Source organism: Mycolicibacterium chubuense (assembly GCF_001044255.1).
GTDB lineage: Bacteria > Actinomycetota > Actinomycetes > Mycobacteriales > Mycobacteriaceae > Mycobacterium > Mycobacterium chubuense.
On sequence record NZ_JYNX01000034.1, the window covers coordinates 194,959 to 220,838 of the forward strand.

Sequence of the window (25,880 nt, forward strand, 5' to 3'; positions counted from 1 at the left end):
GAGTATTCCTTTGGTTTAAACTCGCCCGTTGAGTATATTCACACCGCGTGAGTGTGACCATCGATCAGGCCGCGACGCGCGGACTCCGCGACGCCCTGCCGGCGCTGCTCTCGCTGGCGCTGGCCTCGTGCCTGGCGGTGACCACGGAGATGCTCCCGGTGGGCCTGCTGCCCGACCTCGGCGCGGCGTTCGGGGTGTCGGACGCCACGACCGGCCTCCTCGTCGGGCTGTACGCGGTGATGGTGGCCGTGTTCGCGGTGCCGCTGACGATGGTCACCTCGCGGTTCGCCCGCAAGCCGCTGCTGATGGCCACCGTGGCGGGGTACGCGGTGAGCAATGCCGCGGTCGCCCTGGCGCCGTCGTTCGCGGTCGTCGCGGCGGGCCGGACCGTCGGCGGTCTCACCCACGCCCTGTTCTTCTCGCTGCTGATCGGGTACACGCCACGGCTGGTGTCCCGGGCACTCGTGGGCAGAGCGCTGGCGATCGCAGGATGCGGCGTCTCGGCCGGCCTGGTGCTCGGCGTGCCGCTGCTGACGTCACTCGGCGCGGCCACCGGCTGGCGCACGCCGTTCGCGGCGCTCGCCGTCGCGGCCGTCGGCACCCTCGCGTGGATCGGCGCCGTGCTACCGGGCGTAGCCAACACCAGCGAAACCGGAGCACGCGAGCCGGGCCGTCGCGGCCGGCTGGTGGCCGTGTCGGCGTCCAACATGCTCGTGTTCATCGGACATTTCACCGCCTACACCTTCATCAGCCTGCTGCTCATCGGCAGCGGCGTGGATGCGGCGTTCATCGGCCCGATCCTGCTCGGGTGCGGCGCCTGCGGGCTGATCGGACTGTGGTACGCGGGCCGCGGCCTGGATCGCAATCCGCGCCGAACCACGCTGATCATCCTCTGCGTCACGATGATCGCGGTGGCCGTGCTGGGTGTCGCGTGGCCGGTGATGGCCGGCGTGCTGGCCGCGACGGCGATCTGGTGCGGCGCGTTCGGCGGGGTGCCGTCGCTGTATCAGGCGTGCGCGGTGCGCACCCACGCGGTGTCGCCCGAACGCGCGGGGGCCTGGGTCAACGCCACGTCGAACGTGGGAATCGCCGGTGGATCGGCCATCGGCGCCGCGCTACTCGAGACCGCCGGCCTGGGCGTGCTCCCCTGGGTCGCCATCGCACTGATCGGCGCGGGCACCGCCGTCGTCGCACTGTCCCGCAATGCCTTTCCGGCTCAGCCGTAGGTCAGCCCGCGGCGTTGGGCCGCAGCGGCGGACAGTTGCCCTGCGCGTCGGCGGCGAGCTCGAAGTGCCAGATCTCGTTGGCGTAGATCTGGCACAGCCCGAACTGCCTTCCGTTGGCGATCAGCCACTGATCCGCCTCGGGCGGACCGATGTCGATGGCCTGACCGGTGACGTGCTTGGACACCTCGGGGGTCGCGACGAACTGCGCGGCCGCCGCGACGCTGCCGTAGGTCCCCACCGCGTCGTCGAACAGCCTCTGCTGGAAGCCTTTCGAGCGCCAGCCCGAGGTGACGCGCAGCTCGATACCCGCGGCCTCGGCGGCCCGCGCGGCGTTCTGCACAGCGGTCAGCAGTGCCGGATCGATCTGCGAGAGAATCGGATTCGTGACATCGAACGGTGAGAGTGTGGTGCCGTCGGGCAGCCAGCCGCCGGTGGTGTCGACAGCGGCGGGACCGATCACCAGCTGATCACCGGGCGGGGGCGGCGTCACCGGCTCGGGCGGCGGCGGGGGCAGTTCGATGCTGGTCTGGACGAGCATCACCTCGGGTGACTGGCCGCACGCCGTCAGCGCGAACGCCAGCGCTCCGCCGAGCGCCGCGAGCGTGCGCGGAATGCCGGAACGGCGCGGCGTGTCGCGTGCAGACCCGCACGCTCGCGGGGAAACGGGATTCACTCGTCGGCTGCCAGGATGCAGAACTCGTTGCCCTCGGGGTCGGCGAGCACCACCCAGCTCTCGTCACCCTGACCGATATCCACCCGGCGCGCTCCGAGCTCCAGCACGCGGGCGACCTCGGCGTCCTGGTCGTCGGGGGTGAAGTCGAAGTGGATCCGGTTCTTCACCACCTTCTCGTCCGGCACGGCGAGGAACAGCCAGTCCGGGCCGGCGCCCGCCGGGGCGCGCAGCGCGACGTCGCCGTCGTCGGTGTCCTCGGCCGGCCAGCCCAGGACTCGGGCCCACCAGGCCGCCAGCGCCTGCGTGTCGTGAGCGTCGATGCACACCTCGGAGAACCTCAGACCCATTGCAGCAGTTCCTTCTTCAAGACCTTCCCCATCGCGTTGCGTGGCAGGGCGTCCACGACGCGGACCTCACGCGGTCGCTTGTGCACCGAAAGCTGCTGTGCGACATGATTGATCAACTCCTCGGGGGCTGCATCGCCGACCACGAACGCGACGATCCGTTGCCCGAGGTCGGCGTCGGGCGCCCCGATGACCGCGGCCTCGGCCACCCCGGAATGACCGAGGAGCACGGTCTCGATCTCGCCCGCACCGATCCGGAAGCCGCCGCTCTTGATCAGGTCGACCGACGCGCGGCCCACGATGCGGTGCATCCCGCCCGCGTCGATCACCGCGACATCGCCGGTGTGGTACCAGCCGTCGGCGTCCAGCACCTCGGCAGTGGCGTCGGGGCGATTCAGATAGCCGTCGAACAGCGTGGGGCTCTGCAGGTGCAGCGCCCCGATGCTCTCGCCGTCGTGCGGCACGGCGGTGCCGTCCTCGGCGACCAGTCGGGTGGTGACCCCCTCGAGCGGCAGCCCGACCCAGCCGGGACGGCGCTCCCCGGCGGCCAGGGTGCTCAGCGTGATCAGAGCTTCGGTACTGCCGTACCGTTCCACCGGCTGGTGGCCGCTGAGCGCGGCCAGCCCGTCGAACACCGGCACGGGCAGCGGCGCACTGCCCGAGACCAGCAGCCGGGCCGGCGCCAGCGCGCGGGCGGCGTCGCCGTCGGCGACGATCCGCGACCAGACGGTGGGCACGCCGAACACCAGCGACCCGCCCCCGGCCACGGCCTGCGCGTAGTTCTCCGGCGTGGGCTTGCCGGTGTGGACGAAGCGGTTGCCGACCCGCAGCGATCCCAGCAGGCCCAGCACCAGGCCGTGCACGTGGTACAGCGGCAGCCCGTGAACAAGGGTGTCCTCGGCCGTCCACTGCCACGCCGCGGCGAGCATGTCCAGGTCGGCGGCGATCGCCCGGCGGCTGAGCAGCACGCCCTTGGGCAGGCCGGTGGTGCCGGAGGTGTAGACGATCAGCGCGGTGGCGTCCGGTGGCGGTTCGGCGTAGCGGTGCCAGGACCGCGCGTGCAGCCGCACCGGAATGTGCGCCAAGCCGTCGGTGTCGTCGGGCCGTTCGCCCAGCCATGCCTGGGCGCCGGAGTCGGTGAGGATGTGTCGGCGCTCGGCGGCGCCCACGTCGGCGGGCACGGGGACGACGGGCACCCCGGCGATCAGGCAGCCGACGACGGCGAGCACCGTGGTCGGTGTCGGGCGGGCCAGCACGGCGACCGCGGCGGCGCCACCCACCCGTTCGGCGACCGAGGTGGCCGCGCCCACCAGATCGCTGCGACTGAGCGTCACGCCGTCGATGCGCACGGCGTCGTCGATGTCGGCGCCCGCGGCGACGGCCGCGGGGTTCAGGGAGGCCAGCAGCACGAGAACTGAGGCTACCCGCCGGTCATACTGATGCGATGGATTCGATCCGGGCGCTCGCCTCCCGCCAGGTGTACCAGAACAACTGGTTGACGATCCGTGAGGACGACATCCGCAGGCCCGACGGCAGCAGCGGCATCTACGCGGTGGTCGACAAGCCGACGTACGCGCTGGTGATCCCCCGTGACGGGGACCGGTTCCATCTGGTGGAGCAGTTCCGCTATCCGCTGGGGTTGCGGCGCTGGGAGTTTCCGCAGGGCACCGCGCCCGACCGGGCCGATCTCGAGCCGGCCGCGCTGGCGGCCCGCGAACTGCGCGAGGAGACCGGCCTGACCGCGGCATCGCTGGTCGAACTCGGCATGCTCGACGTCGCGCCCGGGATGAGCAGCCAACGAGGTCGGGTCTTCCTGGCCACCGGGATCGTCGAGGGGCCGCACGACCGCGAACACGAGGAGCAGGACATGCGCAGCGCGTGGTTCGAGCGCGCCGAGATCGAACAGATGATGCGCGACGGCGTGATCACCGACGCGCAGTCGATGGCCGCCTGGACGCTGCTGCTGCTCGCGGGACACTGACGCGCGCCGGCGAGACCAACCCGTGACGCAACCGTGCCCGTGGGTGTCGTGTCGAAGGGCCACCGCGGGGTCCCGGACCGATACGTTGCAGAGGTCACTGGAGAACCATTGCGAGGGACCATGTCTGCCCGACGGAGTGCACTGGCGGCGGCGACGCTCGTCGCGGCGGCCTGTGTCTGCCCCGGTGCCACCGCCGCGGCGGCGCCGCCGGAGTGGAGTGGGCGCTACACGGTGATCACCTTCGCGTCGAACAAGCTGGGCACCAGCATCGCGGCCCGCCAGCCCGAACCGGATTTTCGTGCGCAGTACACCTTCAGCACCTCGTGCGCGGGCACCTGCGTGGCGACCGCGAAAGACGGTCCCGCGCCGAGCAATCCGACGATCCCCCAGCCGAGCCGGTACACGTGGGACGGCAAGCAGTGGGTGTTCAACTACAACTGGCAGTGGGAGTGTTTCCGCGGCGACGACGTGCCGCGCGAGTACGCCCCGGCGCGCTCACTGGTGTTCTACGCACCGACGCTGGACGGCTCGATGTACGGCAGCTGGCGCACCGAGATCCTCGACGGCATCTGCAAGGGCACCGTGGTGATGCCCGTCGCCGCCTATCCGGCCTGAGCGCGCCGCTCGGTCAACGCCCGCAGGAAGAACGTCAGATTGGCCGGCCGCTCGGCGAGCCTGCGCACGAAGTAGCCGTACCACTGCGAGCCGAACGGCACGTACACCCGCACGTGGTTGCCCTCGTCGGCCAGCCGGCGCTGCTCGCCGTCGCGGATTCCGTAGAGCATCTGGTACTCGAAATCGTCGGTGCTGCGTTGATTCTCGCGGACCATCGGCGCCACCGCGGCGATGATCTCCGGATCGTGTGAGGCCACCATCGGGTAGCCGCGGCCGGCCATCAGGATGCGCAGACACCCCAGGTAGGAGTCGGTGATCTGGTCGGTGTCGCGGTAGGCCACCGACGCCGGCTCGTCATAAGCGCCCTTGCACAACCTGATTCGGGCCCCCGAGGCCGCAAACTCCGAGCAGTCGGCCTTGGTCCGCTTGAGGTAGGCCTGCAGCACGGTGCCCACCCACTCGAAGTCGACCCGCAGGTCCCGCACGATCGACAGCGTCGAATCCGTCGTGGTGTGGTCCTCCGCGTCCACGGTCACCCACACCCCGGCGCGGTGCGCGGCTTCGCAGATGGTGCGCGCGTTCTCCAGGGCGATCTTCTCGCCGTCGTGCGGCAATGCCTGCCCGAGGGCGGAGAGCTTCAGTGACACCTCGAGCGGACGCACCCGCGGCTCCGCCGCCTCCGACCGGCCGGCGAGCGCGGCGAGCAGGCCCAGGTACGCCTGGACCGTCGCATCGGCGGCATCGGCGTCGGTGACGTCCTCGCCGAGGTAGTCGATCGACACCAGCCGGGACGAATCCCGCAGCGCGACAATCGCCGTCATCACGTCGTCGAGTCCTTCACCCGGCACGAAGCGGTGCACCACCCGCCGGGTCAGCGGGACCCGTTCGGCGGCGCGGCGCAGGCCGTCCTGCTTGGCGGCGGCCAGGATGACCGGTCGCGCGAACTGTCCGAACACGCCCATGACTCAGCCCTCCATGTGGGGATAGGTGTGGTGGGTGGGGGGGACGAAGGTCTCCTTGATGGAGCGGGCCGACGTCCACCGCGTCAGGTTCAGCGCCGAACCGGCCTTGTCGTTGGTGCCCGAGGCCCGTGAGCCGCCGAAGGGCTGCTGGCCCACGACGGCGCCGGTCGGCTTGTCGTTGACGTAGAAGTTGCCCGCCGCGTGCCGGAGTCGCTGCTGCGCGGTGAGCACCGCGGCGCGGTCGTTGGCGATCACCGCACCGGTCAGCGCGTACCGGGCCCCGCCGTCGACGACGTCGAGGATGCGGTCGTAGTCGTCGTCGGGGTAGACGTGCACGGCCAGCAGCGGCCCGAAGTACTCGGTCGAGAACGCCTCGTCGGTCGGATCATCGGACAGCAGCACGGTGGGGCGGACGAAATAGCCTTCGCTGTCGTCGTATTCGCCGCCGGCGGCCAGCGTGACACCCGCCGCGCCCTTGGCCCGCTCGATCGCGGCCACGTTCTTGGCGAACGCCCGCTCGTCGATCAGCGCGCCGCCGAAGTTGGTCAGGTCGGTGACGTCGCCGTAGCGCAGCGCTTCGGTGGCGCCGAGGAAGTCGTCGCCCATCTGCTGCCACACCGAGCGCGCGACGTAGGCCCGCGATGCGGCCGAGCACTTCTGCCCCTGGTAGTCGAACGCACCGCGAATCAGGGCGGTACGCAACACATCCGGATGCGCGGATGCGTGGGCGACGACGAAGTCCTTGCCGCCGGTCTCCCCGACCAGCCGCGGGTAGGTGTCGTAGCGGTCGATGTGGGTGCCGACCTCGCGCCACAGGTGCTGGAACGTCGCGGTGGACCCGGTGAAGTGGATGCCCGCCAGCCGCGGGTCGGCCAGCGCGACGTCGGACACTGCCTTGCCGTCACCGGCGACGAGGTTGATGACCCCCGGCGGCAGGCCGGCCGCCTCGAGCAGCTGCATGGTCATGTACGCCGCGAACGTCTGCGTGGGCGACGGCTTCCACACCACGGTGTTGCCCATCAGAGCGGGTGCGGTGGGCAGGTTGCCGGCGATCGCGGTGAAGTTGAACGGGGTGATCGCGTAGACGAAGCCCTCGAGCGGGCGGTGATCGGTGCGGTTCCACACCCCGTGTCCGCTGACGGGTTGCTCGGCGAGGATCTGCCGGGCGAACGCGACGTTGAACCGCCAGAAGTCGACGAGCTCGCACGGCGCGTCGATCTCGGCCTGGTAGGCGGACTTGGACTGGCCGAGCATCGTGGCGGCGGCGATCTTCTCACGCCACGGTCCGGCGAGCAGGTCGGCCGCGCGCAGGAACACCGCGGCGCGCTCGTCGAACGGGGTGGCCTCCCAGTCGGCCTTGGCGGCGAGCGCGGCCTCGACGGCGGCGGTGGCGTCGGCGTGGTCGGCGTTGGTCAGCGTGCCCAGCCGCGCGGCGTGCCGGTGCGGCTGCACGACGTCGATACGCTCGCCGGCACCCATGCGGTGCCGGCCGCCGATGACGTGCGGCAGGTCGATCGGGTCGGCGGCGAGCCGGGTCAGTGCGTCGAGCAGCCTCGCGCGTTCCGGGGAACCGGGGGCGAAGTCCCCGACCGGCTCGTTGGCGGGCAGCGGTACGTCGGTGATCGCATCCATGTGCCCAAGCATGCCCACTTCGGCCGCGTTATCCGATGGCCGATCGAACAACACCTGGCAGACTTGTTGGTTGGATCACACAAGAGGGAGGCGCCATGGCGGCGACATCGACGGGCCTGGGCCTGGGCCAGCTCCTCCTGGCGCTCGACCGCACGATGGTGACGCTCGTCGAGGCGCCGCGCGGGCTGGACATGCCGGTGAGCTCGGTGGCGCTCGTCGACGCCGACGACGTGCGTCTCGGGCTGGCCGTCGGCCCCGGGCCGGCCGACGTGTTCTTCCTGCTCGGGGTCTCCGATATCGAGGCGGTCGGATGGCTCGAACGGCATGCCGGCCGGCCCGCGGCGATCTTCGTCAAGGAACCCACCGCGGCGGCGGTCACCCGGGCGGCGGCACTGGGCGCCGCGGTGGTCGCCGTCGAACCGCAGGCCCGCTGGGAACACCTGTACCGCCTCGTCAACCACGCCTTCGAGCACCACGGCGATCGCGCTGACCCGCAGCATGATTCGGGCACCGACCTGTTCGGGCTGGCCCAGTCGATCGCCGACCGCACCCGCGGCATGGTGTGCATCGAGGACGCCGACAGCCGGATGCTCGCGTACTCGGCCTCCAGCGGGGAGGCCGACGAGCTGCGCCGGCTGACGATCCTGGGCCGGTCCGGTCCGCCCGAGCATCTGGAGTGGATCGGCCAGTGGGGCATCTTCGATGCGCTGCGCGCCGGCTCGGAGGTGGTGCGGGTCGCCGAGCGTCCCGAACTCGGGTTGCGGCCGCGGCTGGCGGTCGGCGTGCATCTTCCGTCCGGGGACCGGGAGCGGCCGGGCTTCGCCGGGACGATCTGGCTCCAGCAGGGGTCGGCGCCGCTGGCTGACGACGTCGAGGAGATTCTGCGCGGCGGGGCCGTGCTGGCGGCGCGCATCATGGCACGGCTGGCCGCGGCGCCGTCGCAGCACACCGCGCGGGTGCAGCAGCTGCTGGGCCTCGCCGGCACGGACGCCGACGACGTGGCGGCGCTGGCCCGCGATCTCGGTATCCCCGCCGACGCCCGCGCGGCGGTGGTCGGGTTCCGCGGCCTGGACCATTCGGTGCCCGCCGATGTGATCGCGTTGAGCGCGACTGCTTTTCGCGCCGACGCACAGGTGGTCAGCGCGGGCGACCGGGTGTTCGTGGTGCTGCCCAAGGTCTCCGGGGCCGCGTCGGTGACCTCGTGGGCGCGCGGCCTGGTCGCCGCGCTGCGCCGCGAACTCGACCTTGAGGTGCGGGCGGTGACGGCCTGCCCGCTGGCGGGCGTGGCCGCCGCNTGACCTCGTGGGCGCGCGGCCTGGTCGCCGCGCTGCGCCGCGAACTCGACCTTGAGGTGCGGGCGGTGACGGCCTGCCCGCTGGCGGGCGTGGCCGCCGCGGCGGCGGCCCGGGCCGAGGTGGATCGCGTGTTCGACAGCGCGCAGCGCCATCCCGGCGCGATCGGTCAGGTCACGACGGTCGACGAGGCCCGCACGACGGTGCTGCTCGACGAGATCGTCTCGCAGGTGGCGGCGCAGCCGCGGCTCGTCGATCCGCGGGTGCGCGCGCTGCGCGAGCAGGAGCCGATGCTGGCGACCACGCTGCAGGCCTTCCTCGACGGCTTCGGTGACATCGGGGCGATCGCCCAGCGTCTGCACGTGCATCCCAACACCGTGCGCTACCGCATCCGGCGGGTGGAGAAGCTGCTGGCGACCTCGCTGGACGACCCCGACGACCGCCTGGTGCTGGCATTGGCGCTGCGCGCCACAGAGGTGTAGCGAATCGGGCGCGCGCACTAACCCTCAAGGTGCGTCAGCGCGCCGAATCCGCCAGGCGGGCCGCCGCGGCGGCGATGCGCTCGTCGGTCGCGGTCAATGCGACCCGGACGTGCTGCGCACCGCGGGGGCCGTAGAACTCGCCCGGCGCGACGAGGATGCCGCGCTCGGCGAGCCAGGCCAGGGTGTCCCGGCAGGGCTCGCCGCGGGTGGCCCACAGATACAGCCCGGCCTCGGAGTGGTCCACGGTGAAACCCGCACCCCGCAGCGCAGGCAAGAGCTGCTCGCGGCGGCGCGCATAGCGGGCGCGCTGCTCGCGTTCGTGCTCGTCGTCGTCGAGGGCGGCCACCATCGCGGCCTGCACCGGGGTGGGCACCATCATGCCGGCGTGCTTGCGGACCGCGAGCAGCTCGGCGACCACGGCCGCGTCCCCGGCGACGAATCCGGCCCGGTAGCCGGCCAGTGACGACGTCTTCGACAGCGAGTGCAACGCCAGCAGACCGGTGTGGTCACCGTCGCAGACATCGGGATGGAGCACCGACAGCGGCGCGGTGTCCCAACCCAGCCCCAGGTAGCACTCGTCGGAGGCGACGAGCACGCCCCGCTCACGGGCCCAGCCGACCACCTTGCGCAGGTGCTCGACGCCGAGGACCTTGCCGGTCGGGTTGCTCGGCGAGTTGAGGTACACCAGCGCGGGTACCGACGGCCCGAGCTGGGTCAGCGAGTCGGCGCGCGCGACGGCGGCACCGGCGAGCAGCGCGCCCACCTCGTAGGTGGGATAGGCAAGCTCGGGGACGACGACCGTGTCCGCGGCGCCGAGGCCGAGCAGCGTCGGCAGCCACGCGATCAGTTCCTTGGTGCCGATCACCGGCAGCACCGCGGTCGGCGTGAGACCGGTGATCCCGTACCGGCGGTCCAGCGCGGCGACCGCGGCCTCGCGCAGCGCGGCGGTGCCCGCAGTGGTCGGATAGCCGGGCGCGGCGCTGGCCGCAGCCAGCGCCTCCCGGATCACCGGCGCGACGGGATCGACCGGCGTGCCGACCGACAGGTCGACGATGCCGTCGGGGTGTGCGCGGGCGGTCGCCGTGACGTCGGCGAGGGTGTCCCAGGGGAACACCGGCAGCGCCGCCGACCGCAGTGGCCGGCGCGCCTCAGGCCGTGGGGTCGTGCTCAGTCTTCGCCCTGCGGGGGCAGGTCCTTGACCGCCTGCGGGTCGTTGTCGGTCTGGCCGACCTTCGACGCGCCGCCGGGCGACCCGAGTTCGCTGAAGAAATCCGCGTTGATCTGGGTGTAGCTGCTCCACTGGTCCGGCACATCGTCTTCGTAGTAGATGGCCTCGACAGGGCACACCGGCTCACAGGCGCCGCAGTCGACGCACTCGTCCGGGTGGATGTACAGCATGCGTGCGCCCTCGTAGATGCAATCGACCGGGCACTCCTCGATACATGCCTTGTCTTTGACGTCGACGCAGGGCTCGGCAATCGTGTACGTCACGAACTTCTCCTAAGTCCTCTCGAACTACCTGTCCGGTGGGGCTGTCCCGGCAAGCGCACTGGTGGGCGCAACCGTTGTGGCAAGTATCCCTGCCGCTGGTTGGACGCGCGTGCCAGTGTGCCCTAACTCGTACGCGCAACCGGGTTAGGGGTTGCGCGTGGTTACAGATACTAAACGTCTCATTTACTGGACGCCTAGCACCACACGCATCTGCGTCAGCCCGGGCCGGCGTCCACCATGCCGGCGACCACGCGACCCAGGATCGCGGACCGGACACGGCGAGGCAGCGGCGCCAGCGCGAGCGTCAGCCCCCGGCCCCGGACGCCGGGCACCGCGGTCACGCCGTGGCCGAGTCTCCTCAGCGCGCCCGCGGCGACGACGTCGGGCGCGGTGGCCGATCGCATCGTCATGCGGGCGCGCGCCGCGAAACCGGAGTGCACCGGGCCGGGCGCGACGGACACGACGTCGACGCCGCGGTCGGCCAGTTCGCGGTGCAGCCCCTCGCCAGCGTCTGGACGTATGCCTTCGTGGCCGCATAGACGGCCTGCCCGGGCACGCCCTGCCACCCCAGGATCGAGCCGAACACCACGATGCCGCCGCGGCCGCGCGCTACCAGTCGGCCGCCCATGACATGGGTGAGCGCGGTGACCGCGGTGACGTTGACGTCGATCATCTCCAGCGCAGTGGCCGACGGCGACGCCAGGAAAGGGCCCGCCGCGCCGAAGCCCGCGGCGAGCACGACGAGGCCGACGTCGACGCCCGCACACGCGTCGGCCACCTCGGCGGCCGCGGCAGGACGGGCCAGGTCGACGGCCACCACCCGGGTCTGGATGTGATGGCTGCGCTCGAGCTCCTCGGCGAGGTCCCGCAGAGCGGGCTCACGTCGCGCGACCAGCACCACGTGCACGCCGGCCGCGGCGAGGTGCCGGGCGGTCGCCTGGCCGATCCCGTCGCTGGCGCCCGTGACCAGCGCCCACGGCCCGTACCGGTCGGCGATCGTCATGCCGGAACCTCGGCCCGCGGGTGGGCGGGCAGGAACGCCGCGACGAACACCGCGCCTGCCAGGCACACGGCGGCCGCGGTCAGGCAGCCCGCCCCGAGACCGGACAGGAACGCGTCGGTGACACCGGCTCGCAGGGCTGTCGCGACAGGTTCGGGCGCCTGCGCCGCGACGCCCAGACCCTGTGCCAGCCCTTCGCCGACCAGACTGCGCAGCGCCGGGGGCAGCAGTGCGACGGCCGGGGTGTCGCCGAGGCCGCCGGTGTAGAGCGTGGCGAAGATGCTGCCGATCACGGCGACCCCGAGCGTTCCGCCGACCTGGCGGGTGGCGTCGTTGACGGCCGAGCCCGCGCCGGCCTGCTCGGGGCGCACCACCCCCATGATCGAGTCGGTCGCCGGTGCCGAGGTCAGGCCCAGCCCGCCGCCGAGCAGCACCATCTGCGCCGCCATCTCGAGGTAGGAGACGGTGAGGTCGATCGTGGAGATCCACGCGAACGACGCCGCCATCATCAACAAGCCCACTGCGACAATCATTTTCGTGCCGACCCGGGTGACCGCGAGCCGGGTGCCGAGCACCGAGCCGACCGCGATCGACAGCGCGACCGGCAGGATGCGCACGCCCGTGCCCAGAGGGCTGAACCCTTGGAGCAACTGCATGAACTGGGTGATCAGGAAGATGAATCCGAACAGCGCGAAGAACGCCACGGTGACCGCGCCGCTGGCGGCACTGAACCTCAGGTTGGCGAACAGCGACACGTCGATCAGTGGATCGGGACGGCGGCGTTCCCATCCGACGAACACCAGCCCGGCGCAGAGCGCGACGGCGAAGCCGCCGAGCGTTGCGGCGCTGCCCCATCCGCGGGCGGGCGCCTCGATGATCGTGTAGACGAGCGCGCCGAGCAGGATCACCGACACCGCCACCCCGCCGAGGTCCATCCGTGTCCGGTCGGCCGGCGCCGCCGCGCGGATCGCCCACGGAGCAGCGAGCGCGGCCAGCAGCGCGATGGGTGCGAGCGCCAGGAAAAGGCTTCCCCACCAGAAGCTTTCGAGAAGCGCTCCGCCGAGGATCGGGCCGATGGCGACCCCGAGGCCGGTCACCGCCCCCCACGCCCCGATCGCTGCGGCGCGCCGACGCGGGTCGCGGAACGTGTCGGTGATGATCGCCAGCGTGGTCGGATAGATCAGCGCCGAGGCCACGCCCATCACCACCCGCATCAGGATCAGCGCGTCGGTCGTCGTGCACAGGGCCGCACCGACGCTCGCCGCGGCGAACAGCAGCAGACCGGCGATCAGCGTGCGTCGCCGACCGAACTTGTCGCCGACGGTGCCGCCCGCGAGCACCAGCGCGGCGAACGCGAGGTTGTAGGCGTCGACGATCCACTGCAGCCCTCGGGTCGAGGCACCCAGTTCCGAATTCAGGGTCGGCAGAGCGACGTTGACGATCGTCGTCTCCACGTTGATGGCCAGTGCGGCCACCAGCGTGACGACCAGTGCGGCAATCGGTTTCGACGACGCGGCCATGCGGTGCCGGGGCGGGACTGCGGTCAGGGACATGGCGGCCACCTCTATGTTGACAGTGTTAACACCTGCGAGCATGGCAGGCCAAGTTAACGCTGTCAACATGGAGTCAGGCGCGTGGCGCCGATCGCAGTCCGTCCTCGACGACCTGGAGAAGCCGCTCGCTGATCAGCCGCTTCTCCTCGGCGCCGGCGTGGCTCAGCGGCCCGTCGAGAAAGAGCGTCGCCAGACCGTGCACGGCGGCCCATGCCGCCTCGTCGAAGCCGGCGCGACGGTCCGCGGCCAGCACCCCGACCTCCACGAGGTCGTCGATGCAGCCGGTCAGGATCTGGAACGGATGGCGCGACGGGTCGACGTCCTCGTCGGCACGGTCGGGTCCGTCCTTGGCGAATGCGGTGCGGAAGAGCCCGGGCTCGGCGAGCGCGAAGTCGACGTAGGCGCGGCCCGTCGCCCTGAGCCGGGCCAGCGCCCGGCGGTCCCGCGGCCCGCGGTTGGGCACCGCCGCCACCGCGTCGCGCATGGCCTCGCCCAGTTGGGTCATCGCATGAATCTGCACCGCGCCCAGCAGGGCACGGCGGTCGGCGTAGTGCCGGTAGGCCGCCGAATTGCTGACACCGGCCAGGCGCTGGACGTCGCGCAGCACCACGGCGTCGGGGCCGCCGGCGCGGGCCAGCGCGACGCCGTGGTCGAGCAGCGTCTGCCGGAGGTTGCCGTGGTGGTACGACGTGGCCGCCATGTTGACAAGTCTTACATCGACGCGGTCTCGGATGCCGCGACGCCGCCGGGAATGAATTCGGACTGCGGTCCGTTTATCCGGGCGTGATCGTCGGATCGGCCGACGCGCTCTCGGAAGGAACACCCATGACCAGCCCCGTTTCCGTCGCCACCGCCCTGCCCACCGGCACCTGGGCGATCGACCCCGTCCACTCCTCGGTCGGCTTCTCGGTACGCCACCTGATGGTCAGCAAGGTGCGCGGCGAATTCGACACGTTCAGCGGCGCCATCACCGTCGCCGAGGACGGCACCCCGTCGGTGACCGCCGAGATCGCCGTCGACTCCGTCAACACCCGCAACGAGCAGCGCGACGCGCACCTGCGGGCCGCTGATTTCTTCGACGTCGAGAACCACCCCGTTGCGACCTTCACCTCGACGGCGGTGCGGGCCGACGGTGACCACTACGTCCTCGACGGCGACTTCACCCTCAAGGGCGTCACCAAGCCGATCTCGTTGACGCTGGAGTTCAACGGTGTCAACCCCGGCATGGGCCACGGCGAGGTCGCCGGCTTCGAGGCCTCGGTGGTGCTCAACCGCAAGGACTTCGGGATCGACATCGACATGCCGCTGGAGACCGGCGGGGCCGTCGTCGGCGACAAGGTGACGATCACCCTCGAGATCGAGGCCCTCAAGCAAGCCTGACGCCGTGGGCTCGGGCCGCATCGGTGATGCGGCCCGAGTCGGTCACCGCACGATGGCTTCCTTCAGTCCGGCGGTCACGGCCTTGGTCGCGACCGCGCGGCCCTTGTGTCGCTTGCCCGAGGACCGCGCGGACCCCGAGGACGCAGTCCGACTCCGCCGCCGCAGCAACAGCGCCGCGACAAGGGCGGCGCCGACCACCGCCAGTACGGCGACGAACGTCGAGTCGGAGGCCGTTTCGGTGACCGCGTGCTTCACCTCGACCGCCTTGTCCTGCGCGGAATCGGCGACATCGGACACCTTCTCGCTGACCGCCTGCTTGACATCCTCGGCCTTGTCCTGCGCCGAATCGGCGATGTCGGAGGCCTTTTCGGTGACGGCCTGCTTCACGTCGTCGACCTTCTGCTTCACCTCGGCCTCGGCCTTGTCCGCGGCGCCCTCGGCGCGCAGGTTGTCATCGCCGGTGACGTCGCCGGCGGCTTTCTTTGCGCGACCGGCGAATTCCTGAGCCTTGTCGGACAGATCTCCCATGATTGCCACTCCTTCGATTTCCGTTACTGCCCTTGAGACGGCGGGCAGGCGGCAAACCGAACGGCACGGGGCCGGTGACGTCCGCCACAGGCTATTCGGTGCCCCACTTCGCTTCGGCGCCCGAATGTCCGATGCCGACGACCCCGACGATCGCCGACGCGCCGACCAGGACGGCCGCCACCGCGACGACGACGGTGGCCACGGTCCGCGTCTTGTCGGTGCGATGCGCCAGCACGTGCAGCACCGCGATCGCGAGGGCGACCACGAGCAGTCCGATGGAGTAGTAGATCATCGTCTCGCCGAGCTCCTCGTGCTTCTCGAGGATCGGCCGGTGCTCGCTTTCCTGGTTGTACAGCCACTGACCGGCCGAGGTGGTCAGCGGTGTCAGCGCCAGGTTGATCGCCGCCAGCGCCACCACCAGCCAGACGAAGCGCTGTCGCGCTGCGGGCCAGACCGCGCACAGGATGGCCAGGATCGCCGTCAGCGGCGCCAGAACGACGACGCCGTGGACGAGCAGAGCGTGCGCGGGCAGGCCGGCAAGAGTGGTCATGGGGTCTCCTCGGAACTCACGATGGAATGGCTGATCTCGCCGATCTGGTCGATGGCCAACGTCAGTCGATCGCCGGGGCGCAGCCAGTGGCCCGTCTCCATACCGCTTCCACCGGGCACGGTTCCCATGGCGAACAGTTCACCGGGATAGAGTCTTTCGTCCCGGGATGCGTGCGCGAGCACCTCGCCCAGCGTCCACTGCATGCCGCGACTGAACACCGTGGCCACCGTCGTGCCGTTCACGGTGACGGACCCCGTCAGATCGTCGATGTGCGGCAGGATCTCGTCGGCGGTCACGGCCAGCACCGACATCGACGAGGCGAAGTGTTTGGCCTTCTGCGGCCCCAGTCCCGTTGCCATCTCGCTTCGTTGTACGTCGCGGGCGCTGAAATCGTTCACCACGACGAAGGCCCCGATCGCGTCGAGCGCCTCGGCGGGCGCGGCGTCGAGCAGCGGCGCGCGCAGCACGAAGCCCACCTCCAGCTCGAAATCCAGTGCGCGCGAGTAGGACGGAACCGCCACCGGGGTACCGCTGGGCACGAAGCTCAGATGGTTGGACATGTAGTAGATGGGTTGCCGGTAGAACAGCGGCTTGGGTCTGAACAGCGGGAACGGTTTCCGGCTCAGTCTCTCGACGACACCGGTGACGCGCGACTGACCCGGATGGAACCGGCGCACCAGACCGCGGGCCGCGTCGATCGCGTGCCTCTCGTAGAGCATGAAGTCGCGGAACGACGCGGGCGCGAAGGGCAGGACGTTGCCCGACGCCTGGTGATGGCGCTGCGCGCAGGCGAGCTCCCACTCCGCGTCGAAGACCCGACCGCCCAGCGCCGCATCGTCCGACGTGGCGTGCCACGCACCGTCGGCGTCGAGCGACTGCAGCTCGAGCCCGCCGCCGGTCAGCACCCGCCGCAGTTTCACAGTGACTGTGATACCAGTCGCAGCTGTGAATCGGCGCCACGACAGGCGCGCCGAAAAGTTACGCGGCCAGCGGCCTGTAGTCCGTCGAGCGCTGGCGTGCCGGACGGCCGATGCCCTCGGCGATCGCAACCAGTTCGGCGACGGTCTTGGCGCTGCCGTTCTCCGAGCCCGCCATCCGCGAGATCGTCTCCTCCATCAGCGTGCCGCCCAGATCGTTGGCGCCACCGGTGAGCATCACCTGGGTGCGTTCGACACCGAGCTTCACCCAGCTGGTCTGGATGTTGGAGATCCTGCCGTGCAACATGATCCGCGCCAACGCGTGCACCGCGCGGTTGTCGCGATGCGTCGGCCCCGGCCGCGCCCCGCCGGCCAGGTACAGCGGCGAGGACTGGTGCACGAACGGGAGCGGCACGAATTCGGTGAATCCGCCTGTGCGGTCCTGGATTCCGCGCAGCACCCGCAGATGTCCCACCCAGTGCCGGGGCTGGTCGACGTGCCCGTACATCATCGTCGAGCTCGAGCGCAGCCCGACCTCGTGGGCGGTGGTGATCACGTCGATCCACAGCGAGGTCGGCAGCTTGCCCTTGGTCAGGACCCAGCGCACCTCGTCATCGAGGATCTCCGCCGCGGTCCCCGGGATGGTGTCCAGTCCGGCCTCCCGCAGCGCGGTCAGCCACTCGCGGATGCTCATGCCGCTCTTGGTCGCCCCGTTGGCGATCTCCATGGGGGAGAACGCGTGCACATGCATCGAGGGCACCCGCTTCTTGACCGCGCGCACCAGGTCGGCATAGCCGGTCACGGGAAGCTCCGGGTCGATGCCACCCTGCATGCACACCTCGGTGGCGCCGGCGACGTGCGCCTCCCACGCCCGGGCGGCGACCTCGTCGGTCGACAGCGAGTACGCGTCGGCGTCGCCCTTGCGCTGCGCGAACGCGCAGAACCGGCAGCCCGTGTAGCAGATGTTGGTGAAGTTGATGTTGCGGTTGACGACGAACGTCACATCATCGCCGACGGTGTCCCGGCGCAACGAATCCGCCAGCGCGGCAACCGCTTCCAGCGCGGGACCGTCGGCGGTGGCCAGGGCCAGGTACTCGTCGTCGGTGCAGCCGGCGGGATCGCGCTCGGCCGAGCGCAGCGCGGCCAGCACATCGGTGTCCAGGCGTTCGGGGGCACGGGCTGCCAGCTCGCTGACCTTCTCCCGGATCGACTCCCAGTCCCCGAACGCGCTGCCCAGATCGCTGCGCGTCTCGGTCAGCCGTCCTTGCGAGTCGATCGCGGTGTGCAGGTCGGTGCGGCCCAGCGACTCGGCGGCCTCGTCGGGCTCCTGCCACGGCCGCCCGACCGGATTGACATCCAGCGCGTAGCCGGTGTCGGGGTCGGCCAGCGCGTTGACGTGACCCTGCACCCGCGGGTCGATCCACGCGGCGCCGGCCTGTACGTACTGCGGCTGCGCGGTGAGCCGCTGCACCAGGTCGTATCCCGCCTCGGCGGTCACCGCGGCCAGCTCGTCGAGCGCCGGCCACGGCCGCTCCGGGTTCACATGGTCAGGCGTCAGAGGTGACACCCCGCCCCAGTCGTCGACGCCCGCGCCGATCAGCGCCAGGCACTCCTGCCGCGACACCAGATTCGGCGGGGCCTGGATGCGCATCTTCGGCCCCATCACCAAGCGTGTGACGGCCAGGGTGGCCAGGAAGTCATCGATCCCGGCGTCGGGCACCGAGGCCATCGCGGTGTGGTCCTTGGCGCGGAAGTTCTGCACGATCACTTCCTGCACGTGGCCGAACTCCTTGTGCGAGCGCCGGATCGCGTGGATCGTGTCTGCGCGTTCGGCGAGCGTCTCACCGATGCCGACGAGCAGCCCGGTGGTGAACGGGATGGACAGCCGGCCGGCGTCGGCCAGCGTGCGCAACCGCACCTCGGGGTCCTTGTCGGGGCTGCCGTAGTGCGCCTCCCCGCGGGTCTCGAACAGGCGGCGCGACGTCGTCTCGAGCATCATGCCCATCGACGGAGCGACGGGCTTGAGCCGGGACAGCTCCGACCAGCTCATTACCCCGGGGTTCAGATGCGGCAGCAGCCCGGTCTCCTCGAGCACCCGGATCGCCATGGCCCGCACGTAGTCCAGCGTCGAGTCGTAGCCGCGCTCGTCGAGCCACTGGCGCGCCTCCTCCCAGCGCGCCTCCGGCCGGTCCCCCAGCGTGAACAAGGCTTCCTTGCAGCCCAATTCGGCGCCGCGGCGGGCCACCTCGAGGATCTCGTCGGCCTCCATGAACATGCCCTTGCCGGCGGCGCGCAGCCGGCCCGGCACCGTGACGAACGTGCAGTAGTGGCAGGTGTCGCGGCACAGATGCGTGACGGGGATGAAGACCTTGCGGGAGTAGCTGACCGGCAGCTTGCCGGTGGCCCCGCGACGGCCGGCGGCCTCCAGGCCGGCGTCGCGCACCCGCGCCGCGCTGGCGCACAGGTCGGCCAGGTCGTCGCCGCGCGCCGTCAACGCGATCGCGGCTTCGTCGACGTTGAGCGCCACGCCGTCACGCGCGCGGCGCAACACCCTCCGCAGCGCGGCCGCGGACGGCGCGCTCGAGACAGGGGGGACGCTGGGGCTGGGCAGGTCGGTGCCGCGCTGGGGGTTCAGAGCCACTTCCTCATAACCCCGGCATGGCCGCGGATCTTCCGCGGGTCACACATTCGACGAACCCAGGCGCCTGGCATACCGGCCACAGTAGTCAACGAGCGCGCGTCCGGGCGCCCGCCCCGGTGCTGGGGGCCGCGGCCCGCCGCCGGCTCAGCAGCCAGCCCGCCGGCAGCGCACCGACGGCGATGAGCAGCACCGACGCGTACTCCATCAGTCCGGAGCCGCCGAACACGATGTCGTCGCCGGGACCGCCGAACGTGCACAGCAGCACCGTCGCCAGCCAGGTCCACAGCGGCAGCGCCGCCAGCCGCGGCGACGTGGTCCACTGCAGCGCCACCCACACCAGCCCGACGTTCAGCGCACCGCTGAGCACCGCACTGATCGGAAGGGGGACGCCGCCGATGCGCAGCGGCAGGAAGAACACGGCCATCAGCGCGGAGAGAACACCGTCGAGCGCGAGCACGCCCAGGACGAGGAGCCGGAGCCGATCGGGCCCCGGCGCGGTCGGCGCCGTCAGGTCGGAATGCTGTCGAGCACGGACACCAGGGAACCGACGACCCACTGGAAGTTGTCCAGACGGTCCTGCCAGTGCTGCAGGTTGGGATCGAGATCCGGATCCATGTGCATGCCTTCCGCGCGCGCCGTGCAGTTGAGGGCACTGTACCCCGTCGGGCCCGCCCTCACCCCAGGCTCAGACCGGCCAGCAGATCGGTTTCCCAGCCCCGGTCGTCGCGCTCCCCCGCAACGCCCTCGACCAGGGTGTAGTGCTCCACCAACGGCACCGGCAACGCGATGCCGTTGGACAGCGCCATCGCGGTGCCGTCCGGTGACACCTGCACCTGCGTCGCGTGCGCCCGCAGCGCCGCCAGCTTCGCGGGCACGTGCGCGGCGACGTCGAGCGCCGCGTCGATCGCGTCGTCGGCGTAGCCGATGATCGGCAGGGCCCCGGCGTCCACGCGGATCCACCCCTCGGGCACGTTCGTCAGCGCCTCCAGCCCGGCGGACAGGGCGGTCCATGACATCACCGTCCAGTACACCTTCGGCACCCGCCAGCGTGCCGCGGCGACGCCGGCCATCGTGACCCGGTGGGCGTGGATGTGGTCGGGGTGGCCGTAGCCGCCCTGCGGGTCGTAGGTGACGACGACGTGCGGGCGCAGCTCGTCGACGACGGCGGCGAGTACCGCGGTCTGCTCCGCGAAGTCCCCGTCGACGAACCGCTGCCGATGCCGCGGTGCGGTTCCCTCCATGCCGGAGTCCCGCCACCGGCCGGCGCCGCCCAGGAAGCGTGGCCGGTCCACCCCGAGCGCGGCCAGCGCGGCGGTCAGCTCCCCGATCCGGTAGCCGCCGAGCTGGTCGGCACGGTCCACGGCCAGCTGCGCCCACTGCTCGCCGATGACCTCGCCCTCCTCGCCGAGCGTGCAGGTCAGCACCTGCACCTGCGCGCCGCGCGCGCAGTAGTGCGCGATGGTCGCGCCGGTGGTCAGGGTCTCGTCGTCGGGGTGGGCGTGCACGAAAAGAAGCCGCGGCGTCTCCATGCGCTCAGCTTGCCTTAGATTCCCCTGGTGAGCCGCCGCGCTGTCGAGTACGGGTGCGCCGTCGTGCTCATCGGTCTGCTCGCCGGTGTGGCAGGCGCAGCGACGACACTGCTGCTGCACGCCGTCGAACATCTCACCTACCGGTACACGTTCGGCACCCTGCTCACGGGCGTGGAGAACAGCGGCGACCTGCGCCGTGCGCTGGGGCCGATGGTCGGCGGAGCGCTGGCGGGCTTCGGGTGGTGGCTGCTGCGACGCCGGCGCCCGGTCCAGGGGATGTCCGCGGTGCTGGCCGGCGAGCGGCCGGTCCGCCGTCTCGGCTTGACCGTCGACGCCGGACTGCAGGTGCTGCTCGTCGGGTCCGGGGCGTCGCTCGGCCGCGAAGGAGCACCGCGGCAGCTCGCCGTGGCCTGGGGTGACCTCGGCACGTCGCGGTGGGCGCTCACCGCACGCGACCGCGAGATCCTGCTGGCCTGCGCGGCGGGCGCGGGGCTGGGTGCGGTGTACAGCGTGCCGCTGGGCGGCGCGCTGTTCGCGACGCGGATCCTGCTCGGCACGTGGCATCCGCGGGCCTGGGGAACGGCCCTGATCACCTCGAGCCTGGCCGTCGCCGTGGCCGCGCCGGTCACCCACCTCGAACACCCGCTGGTGTGGCCGGACGCAGACCTGTCGTACCTGTTCGGGTTCCTCGCGGTGGCGCTGGCGCCGCTCGCGGTCGCGGTCGGGCTGGCGTTCGACCGGCTGACCGCCGCCGCGCGACCGGCGACCACGCCGCGGTCGGCCGCGCTGATTCCGGCGATCGCGGCGGCCGGACTGCTCACCGGCGTGTGTTCGATCTGGCTGCCCGAGCTCCCGGGCAACGGCCGCAGCGTCCTCGAGGTGAGCGTCAACAGCGGGCTCACGCTCACCGCGGCGGCTGCCATCCTGGTGCTCAAGCCGGTGCTGACGGCGCTGTTCCTGCGGGCGGGCGCGGTGGGCGGGATGCTCACCCCGGCGCTGGCGACCGGTGCGGCGGCGGGCTCGGTGGTGGCGCTCGCGCTCAACGCGGGGGCGGGAACCGCGCTGCCGGTGGCGGCGGTGTCGCTGACGTGTGCGGCGGGCGTGCTGGCGATCACCCAGCGCTCGCCGCTGTTCGCGACGCTGTTCGTCTGGGAGCTGGCTCGCCCGCCGGTCTGGCTGCTGGCGGTGTTCGCGCTCGCGGCGTTCACCTCCGCCGGTCTGGCGGCGCTGCGGCGGCGCCGACGGTCCGCTACTGCGGCAGCTTGACCCACTGCCCGGCGTCGCCGACGATCCCGACCGGCACCGCCCCGGTCAGGCTGACGCCCTGCACGCTCGGTCCGGCGGCGACGATCGTGGTGTCCTGCAGGATCGGCAGCACCGTGGCCATGTCCCACAGTCGCGGCTCGACCTCGTCGATCACCTCGCCGATGTCGGCGGTTCCCTGCAGCGCCGCGTCGATGCGCGGCTGGATCGCCCGGTCGCAGATGCCGGTGATGTTGCTGGGCGCCTGGACGAGCTGACCCGATTCCGGCGCCGGCGGCGCAGACGTCGGCGTCGTCGCCGGGGCGGACGGCCGGGACGGCGTCGGGGACGGCGACGGGGTGGGGCTGTCACCGGTGGACGGCAGCGCCGTCGCGGTGGGGATGGCGGTCGCCTCCAGGGCGGGGCAGCCGTAGCGCGACGCCAGCGCGGTCGCCAGATCGCCACCGGCCTGGTGCCACCCGACCACCGCGTCGACGCGGTTGTTGACCAACGCGTCGCCGTAGAGCGTCACCGGGTCCAGAGCCGAGACCGACGCAGCGATGCCGACACTGCGCAGTTGGTCGGCCGCGGTGTTGGCCACCGCGACCGCGGTCGGATCGTTGTTGGCCACCCCGAGCACCAGCGTCAGCGGCTCACCGTCCTTGGTCAGCTGACCGCGGTTGCTCTCCGGCGGGGTCGGTCCGGGCGGCTGCTGGCCGGGGGTGGAGGTGGGCGCGGGGTCCACGCGGTAACCGGCGGCGCCCAGCAGCGCCATCGCCTCCTCGCGCGTCATCGCCGCCGGCGCCGTCGGCACGTAGCCCGGGTCGGACGGGGAACGCACCTGCGCCTGCGCCAACGTCACGGTGTTGTCGTCGCCGGCACCGACCGCGGCCAGCAGGTCGACGTCGAGCAGACCGAGGACCGCCTTGCGCACCTGGACGTCGGTCAGGGCGGGCTGCTGGGCGCGCAGCGACAGCTGCATGACGCGCGGGGTCACGATGCGGGCCGTGCGGACGTCGGGGATCGCGGACAGCTGCGCGAACACCGCCGAACCGCCGTGCACCTGGGCGACCTGGGTGTCGCCGTTGCGGATCGAGTCGGCCAGCGCGGCCGGGGCGCCACCGCGCCGGAACAGGATGAGATCCGGGGTGGCCGGCTTGCCCCAGTAGCGGTCGTTGCGGGCCAGCAGGATCTCGTCGCGCTGCGGGTCGATGCTCTCCACCCGGAACTGTCCGCCGGTCACCGGCAACGCCTGCGCCAGACCGGCGGGGAAACCGCCGGGCACGTCCTTGACGATGTGCGCCGGCAGGATGTCGTTGAACAGCTCGCGCCAGGCCGGGTACGGCTGGGCGAAGGTGACCACCGCGGTCTTGCCGCCCTCCACCGACTGCACGCCGGTGATCAGGTCGTAGCCGGCCGGGTCCACGGCGCCGGGCTGGCTGACCATCTGCCGCCACAGGTACCAGAAGTCGTCGGCGCCGATGGGCGCGTTGTCCGTCCACTGCGCCTCGGGGCGGATCTTGTAGGTGACGGTGAACGGGTCCTGGCTGGTGACCTCGGCGGATTCCAGCAGTGAGGTGTCCAGCTCCCAGCGCGACCCGGTCGGGGTGCGGGAATCCGGGATCGGCCGGAACGAGCTCGGCAGCACCAGCGAGCTGATCGCCGCGTTGACCGGCGACTGGTCGGAGAGCAGGTGGGCGTTGAAGCCCGGACCGATCGAGTCGATCGCCATGATGATCTGCGTCGCCTTCGTCGGCGGCGGGGCCGTGGATTCGGTGGTGTCGGTGCTCTGCGGCGCGGGCGGTGGACTCACCGTGCAGCCCGCCAGGAGCACCATCACCGCGACCGCGCAGGTCAGCACACGGCGGGCGGTCGGCACGCTGCCAGCGTATCGACCGCCGGATCGGCGGCGACGCGTGCCGACGGCCGGCTACGAATTGGCCTGCTTGGCCCGCGCCTTGGCCCGCGCCCGCAGCGACGCCGTCAGCTCCACCTTGCGCACGCGCACGATCTCCGGGGTGACCTCCACGCACTCGTCCTCGGCGCAGAACTCCATCGCCTTCTCGAGGTCGAGTTCCAGCGGGCGGGCCAGCGTCTCCATCACGTCGGCCGTGGACGACCGCATGTTGGTGAGCTTCTTCTCGCGGGTGATGTTGATGTCGAGGTCCTCGGCGCGCGGGTTGATCCCGACGACCTGGCCCTCGTAGGTCTCCTGGCCGGGCTCGACGAAGAACTGCCCACGGTCGGCGAGCTGGATCATCGCGAACGGGGTGATCTGACCGCTGCGGTCGGACACCAACGAGCCGCTGTGGCGGGCGCGGATCTCCCCCGCCCACGGCCGGTAGCCGTCGAACACCGCGTTGGCGATGCCGGTGCCGCGGGTCAGCGTCAGGAAGTCGGTGCGGAACCCGATCAGTCCACGGCTGGGCACGATGAAGTCCATCCGGACCCAGCCGGCGGCGTGGTTGGTCATCTCTTCCATGCGGCCCTTGCGGGCGGCCATCAGCTGGGTGATGGCGCCGACGAACTCCTCCGGGCAGTCGATCGTCATCGCCTCGAACGGCTCGTGCAGCTTGCCGTCGATGGTGCGGGTGACCACCTGCGGCTTGCCGACGGTCAGCTCGAAGCCTTCGCGGCGCATCTGCTCGACGAGGACCGCCAGCGCCAGCTCGCCGCGGCCCTGCACCTCCCAGGCGTCCGGGCGGCCGATGTCGACGACCTTGATCGACACGTTGCCGACGAGTTCGGCGTCCAGCCGGCTCTTCACCATGCGCGCGGTGAGCTTGTGCCCGGACACCTTGCCCGCGATCGGGGAGGTGTTGGTGCCGATGGTCACCGAGATCGCCGGTTCGTCGACGGTGATGCGGGGCAGCGCGTGCGCGTGGTCGGGGTCGGCCAGGGTGTCACCGATCATGATGTCGGGGATACCGGCGACGGCGACGATGTCACCGGCCGAAGCGGAGTCCGCCGCAGTTCTCTCGATACCCTCGGTGACCAGCAGCTCGGTGATCTTCGCGGTGGTGATGACGGGGTGGCCGTCGACCTCGCGCATCCAGGCGACCTGCTGGCCCTTGCGGATGCGTCCCTTGTAGATCCGGATCAGCGCGAGCCGGCCCAGGAACGCCGACGCGTCGAGGTTGGTGACGAGCGCCTGCAGCGGCGCCTCGGGGTCGCCCTGCGGCGGCGGGATGTGCTCGAGCAGCACATCGAACAGCGGGTCGAGGTTCTCCCCGTCGGGGTTCTCGCCGTTGGCGGGCTGGGTGGTGCTGGCGATGCCGGCGCGGCCCGACGCGTACAGCGTGGGCAGGTCGAGCGCTTTCTCGGCGGCCGCCTGCGCCTCTTCGTCGAGGTCGGAGGCGACATCGAGCAGCAGGTCGTGGCTCTCCTCGACGACCTCGGCGATGCGGGCGTCGGGCCGGTCGGTCTTGTTGACCACGACGATCACCGGCAGGTGCGCGGCCAGCGCCTTGCGCAGCACGAACCGGGTCTGCGGCAGCGGACCCTCGGAGGCGTCGACGAGCAGCAGCACGCCGTCGACCATCGACAGGCCGCGCTCGACCTCGCCGCCGAAGTCGGCGTGACCCGGGGTGTCGATGACATTGATCACGGTCATGCCGCCGTCGGCGTGGTGCCGGTGCACCGCGGTGTTCTTGGCCAGGATGGTGATGCCCTTTTCTTTTTCCAGGTCACCGGAGTCCATGAGCCGTTCGATCGCGTCGTCACCGCGGTGGGTCAGCGCCCCGGACTGGCGCAGCATCGCGTCGACCAGCGTGGTCTTGCCGTGGTCGACGTGGGCCACAATGGCGACGTTGCGGAAATCGGGGCGTGCAGTCACGCCGGTG

25 protein-coding genes and 1 pseudogene are annotated in these 25,880 nt (G+C 71.4%); 7 read left to right on the plus strand and 19 right to left on the minus strand.

All coding sequences use genetic code 11. The features are described from left to right. Positions 1-53: 53 nt before the first annotated feature. The gene (locus MCHUDSM44219_RS11815) at positions 54-1,226 is read left to right on the plus strand and encodes an MFS transporter (protein ID WP_048418466.1); all 1,173 of its coding nucleotides are present in this window, start codon (positions 54-56) and stop codon (positions 1,224-1,226) included. A 1-nt stretch (position 1,227) separates the two neighbouring features. On the opposite strand, the gene MCHUDSM44219_RS11820 is transcribed toward MCHUDSM44219_RS11815, so the two are convergent. The 3 genes from MCHUDSM44219_RS11820 to MCHUDSM44219_RS11830 all read right to left on the minus strand — a co-directional run bounded on the left by MCHUDSM44219_RS11820 (position 1,228) and on the right by MCHUDSM44219_RS11830 (position 3,652). Continuing rightward, entirely contained in the window at positions 1,228-1,764 is a 537-nt protein-coding gene (locus tag MCHUDSM44219_RS11820; RefSeq protein WP_048418467.1) for a M15 family metallopeptidase, read from the minus strand. Between the two features lie 131 nt (positions 1,765-1,895). Continuing rightward, a complete protein-coding gene (locus MCHUDSM44219_RS11825; RefSeq protein ID WP_048418421.1) occupies positions 1,896-2,246 on the minus strand; it encodes a VOC family protein in 351 nt (116 codons plus the stop codon). Further along, the gene (locus MCHUDSM44219_RS11830) at positions 2,237-3,652 is read right to left on the minus strand and encodes an acyl-CoA synthetase (protein ID WP_048418422.1); all 1,416 of its coding nucleotides are present in this window, start codon (positions 3,650-3,652) and stop codon (positions 2,237-2,239) included. Before MCHUDSM44219_RS11830 ends, MCHUDSM44219_RS11825 begins: the two co-directional genes overlap by 10 nt. 35 nt (positions 3,653-3,687) lie before the next feature. On the opposite strand from MCHUDSM44219_RS11830, the gene MCHUDSM44219_RS11835 reads away from it, so the two are divergent. Next, entirely contained in the window at positions 3,688-4,224 is a 537-nt protein-coding gene (locus MCHUDSM44219_RS11835) for an NUDIX domain-containing protein (protein WP_048418423.1), read from the plus strand. A 120-nt stretch (positions 4,225-4,344) separates the two neighbouring features. Then, entirely contained in the window at positions 4,345-4,839 is a 495-nt protein-coding gene (locus MCHUDSM44219_RS11840) for an Rv2253 family sensor-like surface protein (protein WP_048418424.1), read from the plus strand. On the opposite strand, the gene MCHUDSM44219_RS11845 is transcribed toward MCHUDSM44219_RS11840, so the two are convergent. Together MCHUDSM44219_RS11845 and pruA are read right to left on the minus strand one after the other, a co-directional pair. Beyond that, positions 4,827-5,801, minus strand: coding sequence for a proline dehydrogenase family protein (locus MCHUDSM44219_RS11845; protein WP_048418425.1), 975 nt, complete (start codon positions 5,799-5,801; stop codon positions 4,827-4,829). The genes MCHUDSM44219_RS11840 and MCHUDSM44219_RS11845 overlap by 13 nt on opposite strands. 3 nt (positions 5,802-5,804) lie before the next feature. After that, complete coding sequence (pruA, locus tag MCHUDSM44219_RS11850; RefSeq protein WP_048418426.1) at positions 5,805-7,433, minus strand: L-glutamate gamma-semialdehyde dehydrogenase; 1,629 nt, start codon at positions 7,431-7,433, stop codon at positions 5,805-5,807. A 95-nt stretch (positions 7,434-7,528) separates the two neighbouring features. On the opposite strand from pruA, the gene MCHUDSM44219_RS11855 reads away from it, so the two are divergent. Further along, a partial coding sequence (locus MCHUDSM44219_RS11855) for a CdaR family protein (protein ID WP_236695434.1) occupies positions 7,529-8,727 on the plus strand: 1,199 nt, incomplete at its 3' end. Position 8,728: 1 nt separating this feature from the next. Then, positions 8,729-9,207 (plus strand): annotated as a pseudogene (locus MCHUDSM44219_RS30955) (helix-turn-helix domain-containing protein); the annotation flags it as partial. 34 nt (positions 9,208-9,241) lie between these two features. Here MCHUDSM44219_RS30955 and dapC read toward each other — a convergent pair. The 6 genes from dapC to MCHUDSM44219_RS11880 all read right to left on the minus strand — a co-directional run bounded on the left by dapC (position 9,242) and on the right by MCHUDSM44219_RS11880 (position 13,951). Beyond that, positions 9,242-10,321 (minus strand): succinyldiaminopimelate transaminase, encoded by a 1,080-nt coding sequence (dapC, locus tag MCHUDSM44219_RS11860; RefSeq protein ID WP_048418427.1) that lies wholly within the window; start codon positions 10,319-10,321, stop codon positions 9,242-9,244. Positions 10,322-10,374: 53 nt separating this feature from the next. Further along, positions 10,375-10,698, minus strand: a complete 324-nt coding sequence (fdxA, locus tag MCHUDSM44219_RS11865) for a ferredoxin (protein WP_043411558.1) — start codon at positions 10,696-10,698, stop codon at positions 10,375-10,377. A gap of 215 nt (positions 10,699-10,913) precedes the next feature. Then, positions 10,914-11,108, minus strand: a complete 195-nt coding sequence (locus MCHUDSM44219_RS30465) for a hypothetical protein (RefSeq protein WP_201778140.1) — start codon at positions 11,106-11,108, stop codon at positions 10,914-10,916. After that, positions 11,105-11,701, minus strand: coding sequence for an SDR family NAD(P)-dependent oxidoreductase (locus MCHUDSM44219_RS11870; RefSeq protein WP_201778141.1), 597 nt, complete (start codon positions 11,699-11,701; stop codon positions 11,105-11,107). Before MCHUDSM44219_RS11870 ends, MCHUDSM44219_RS30465 begins: the two co-directional genes overlap by 4 nt. Beyond that, complete coding sequence (locus tag MCHUDSM44219_RS11875; RefSeq protein WP_201778142.1) at positions 11,698-13,251, minus strand: MFS transporter; 1,554 nt, start codon at positions 13,249-13,251, stop codon at positions 11,698-11,700. The genes MCHUDSM44219_RS11870 and MCHUDSM44219_RS11875 overlap by 4 nt, the downstream gene beginning before the upstream one ends. Before the next feature lie 73 nt (positions 13,252-13,324). Further along, positions 13,325-13,951 carry a TetR/AcrR family transcriptional regulator gene (locus MCHUDSM44219_RS11880; RefSeq protein ID WP_048418428.1) on the minus strand — a complete coding sequence of 209 codons (627 nt, stop codon included), beginning with the start codon at positions 13,949-13,951 and terminating at the stop codon, positions 13,325-13,327. A 125-nt stretch (positions 13,952-14,076) separates the two neighbouring features. On the opposite strand from MCHUDSM44219_RS11880, the gene MCHUDSM44219_RS11885 reads away from it, so the two are divergent. Continuing rightward, positions 14,077-14,631 carry a YceI family protein gene (locus MCHUDSM44219_RS11885; RefSeq protein ID WP_048418469.1) on the plus strand — a complete coding sequence of 185 codons (555 nt, stop codon included), beginning with the start codon at positions 14,077-14,079 and terminating at the stop codon, positions 14,629-14,631. A gap of 42 nt (positions 14,632-14,673) precedes the next feature. On the opposite strand, the gene MCHUDSM44219_RS28870 is transcribed toward MCHUDSM44219_RS11885, so the two are convergent. The 6 genes from MCHUDSM44219_RS28870 to mshB all read right to left on the minus strand — a co-directional run bounded on the left by MCHUDSM44219_RS28870 (position 14,674) and on the right by mshB (position 20,796). Further along, complete coding sequence (locus MCHUDSM44219_RS28870) at positions 14,674-15,159, minus strand: CsbD family protein (RefSeq protein ID WP_165762010.1); 486 nt, start codon at positions 15,157-15,159, stop codon at positions 14,674-14,676. A 91-nt stretch (positions 15,160-15,250) separates the two neighbouring features. Next, on the minus strand, positions 15,251-15,709 hold the full coding sequence (locus MCHUDSM44219_RS11895; RefSeq protein WP_048418429.1) for a DUF2231 domain-containing protein: 459 nt from the start codon (positions 15,707-15,709) through the stop codon (positions 15,251-15,253). Beyond that, positions 15,706-16,629: a fumarylacetoacetate hydrolase family protein gene (locus MCHUDSM44219_RS11900; RefSeq protein ID WP_048418430.1), complete on the minus strand. Its 924-nt coding sequence runs from the start codon at positions 16,627-16,629 to the stop codon at positions 15,706-15,708. The genes MCHUDSM44219_RS11895 and MCHUDSM44219_RS11900 overlap by 4 nt, the downstream gene beginning before the upstream one ends. 58 nt (positions 16,630-16,687) lie before the next feature. Then, positions 16,688-19,267: a bifunctional FO biosynthesis protein CofGH gene (locus MCHUDSM44219_RS11905; protein ID WP_048418431.1), complete on the minus strand. Its 2,580-nt coding sequence runs from the start codon at positions 19,265-19,267 to the stop codon at positions 16,688-16,690. Positions 19,268-19,352: 85 nt separating this feature from the next. Further along, positions 19,353-19,823 carry a hypothetical protein gene (locus tag MCHUDSM44219_RS11910; protein WP_082162157.1) on the minus strand — a complete coding sequence of 157 codons (471 nt, stop codon included), beginning with the start codon at positions 19,821-19,823 and terminating at the stop codon, positions 19,353-19,355. Between the two features lie 118 nt (positions 19,824-19,941). Continuing rightward, a complete protein-coding gene (mshB, locus tag MCHUDSM44219_RS11915; protein WP_048418432.1) occupies positions 19,942-20,796 on the minus strand; it encodes an N-acetyl-1-D-myo-inositol-2-amino-2-deoxy-alpha-D-glucopyranoside deacetylase in 855 nt (284 codons plus the stop codon). A 27-nt stretch (positions 20,797-20,823) separates the two neighbouring features. On the opposite strand from mshB, the gene MCHUDSM44219_RS11920 reads away from it, so the two are divergent. After that, the gene (locus MCHUDSM44219_RS11920; protein WP_048418433.1) at positions 20,824-22,062 is read left to right on the plus strand and encodes a chloride channel protein; all 1,239 of its coding nucleotides are present in this window, start codon (positions 20,824-20,826) and stop codon (positions 22,060-22,062) included. Here MCHUDSM44219_RS11920 and MCHUDSM44219_RS11925 read toward each other — a convergent pair. Both MCHUDSM44219_RS11925 and typA read right to left on the minus strand, forming a co-directional pair. Beyond that, positions 22,046-23,875: an ABC transporter family substrate-binding protein gene (locus tag MCHUDSM44219_RS11925; protein WP_048418472.1), complete on the minus strand. Its 1,830-nt coding sequence runs from the start codon at positions 23,873-23,875 to the stop codon at positions 22,046-22,048. The genes MCHUDSM44219_RS11920 and MCHUDSM44219_RS11925 overlap by 17 nt on opposite strands. A gap of 93 nt (positions 23,876-23,968) precedes the next feature. Continuing rightward, complete coding sequence (gene typA / locus MCHUDSM44219_RS11930) at positions 23,969-25,873, minus strand: translational GTPase TypA (protein WP_048418473.1); 1,905 nt, start codon at positions 25,871-25,873, stop codon at positions 23,969-23,971. Between the last annotated feature and the right edge of the window lie 7 nt (positions 25,874-25,880).

Coding starts and splice junctions, on each gene's coding strand:
- MCHUDSM44219_RS11820 (WP_048418467.1), bottom strand. CDS start 1,764: ATGCTCGTCCAGACCAGCATCGAACTGCCCCCGCCGCCGCCCGAGCCG.
- MCHUDSM44219_RS11825 (WP_048418421.1), bottom strand. CDS start 2,246: ATGGGTCTGAGGTTCTCCGAGGTGTGCATCGACGCTCACGACACGCAG.
- MCHUDSM44219_RS11835 (WP_048418423.1), top strand. CDS start 3,688: ATGGATTCGATCCGGGCGCTCGCCTCCCGCCAGGTGTACCAGAACAAC.
- MCHUDSM44219_RS11840 (WP_048418424.1), top strand. CDS start 4,345: ATGTCTGCCCGACGGAGTGCACTGGCGGCGGCGACGCTCGTCGCGGCG.
- MCHUDSM44219_RS11845 (WP_048418425.1), bottom strand. CDS start 5,801: ATGGGCGTGTTCGGACAGTTCGCGCGACCGGTCATCCTGGCCGCCGCC.
- pruA (WP_048418426.1), bottom strand. CDS start 7,433: ATGGATGCGATCACCGACGTACCGCTGCCCGCCAACGAGCCGGTCGGG.
- MCHUDSM44219_RS30465 (WP_201778140.1), bottom strand. CDS start 11,108: ATGACGATGCGATCGGCCACCGCGCCCGACGTCGTCGCCGCGGGCGCG.
- MCHUDSM44219_RS11870 (WP_201778141.1), bottom strand. CDS start 11,701: ATGACGATCGCCGACCGGTACGGGCCGTGGGCGCTGGTCACGGGCGCC.
- MCHUDSM44219_RS11875 (WP_201778142.1), bottom strand. CDS start 13,251: ATGTCCCTGACCGCAGTCCCGCCCCGGCACCGCATGGCCGCGTCGTCG.
- MCHUDSM44219_RS11880 (WP_048418428.1), bottom strand. CDS start 13,951: ATGGCGGCCACGTCGTACCACCACGGCAACCTCCGGCAGACGCTGCTC.
- MCHUDSM44219_RS11885 (WP_048418469.1), top strand. CDS start 14,077: ATGACCAGCCCCGTTTCCGTCGCCACCGCCCTGCCCACCGGCACCTGG.
- MCHUDSM44219_RS28870 (WP_165762010.1), bottom strand. CDS start 15,159: ATGGGAGATCTGTCCGACAAGGCTCAGGAATTCGCCGGTCGCGCAAAG.
- MCHUDSM44219_RS11895 (WP_048418429.1), bottom strand. CDS start 15,709: ATGACCACTCTTGCCGGCCTGCCCGCGCACGCTCTGCTCGTCCACGGC.
- mshB (WP_048418432.1), bottom strand. CDS start 20,796: ATGGAGACGCCGCGGCTTCTTTTCGTGCACGCCCACCCCGACGACGAG.
- MCHUDSM44219_RS11925 (WP_048418472.1), bottom strand. CDS start 23,875: ATGGTGCTCCTGGCGGGCTGCACGGTGAGTCCACCGCCCGCGCCGCAG.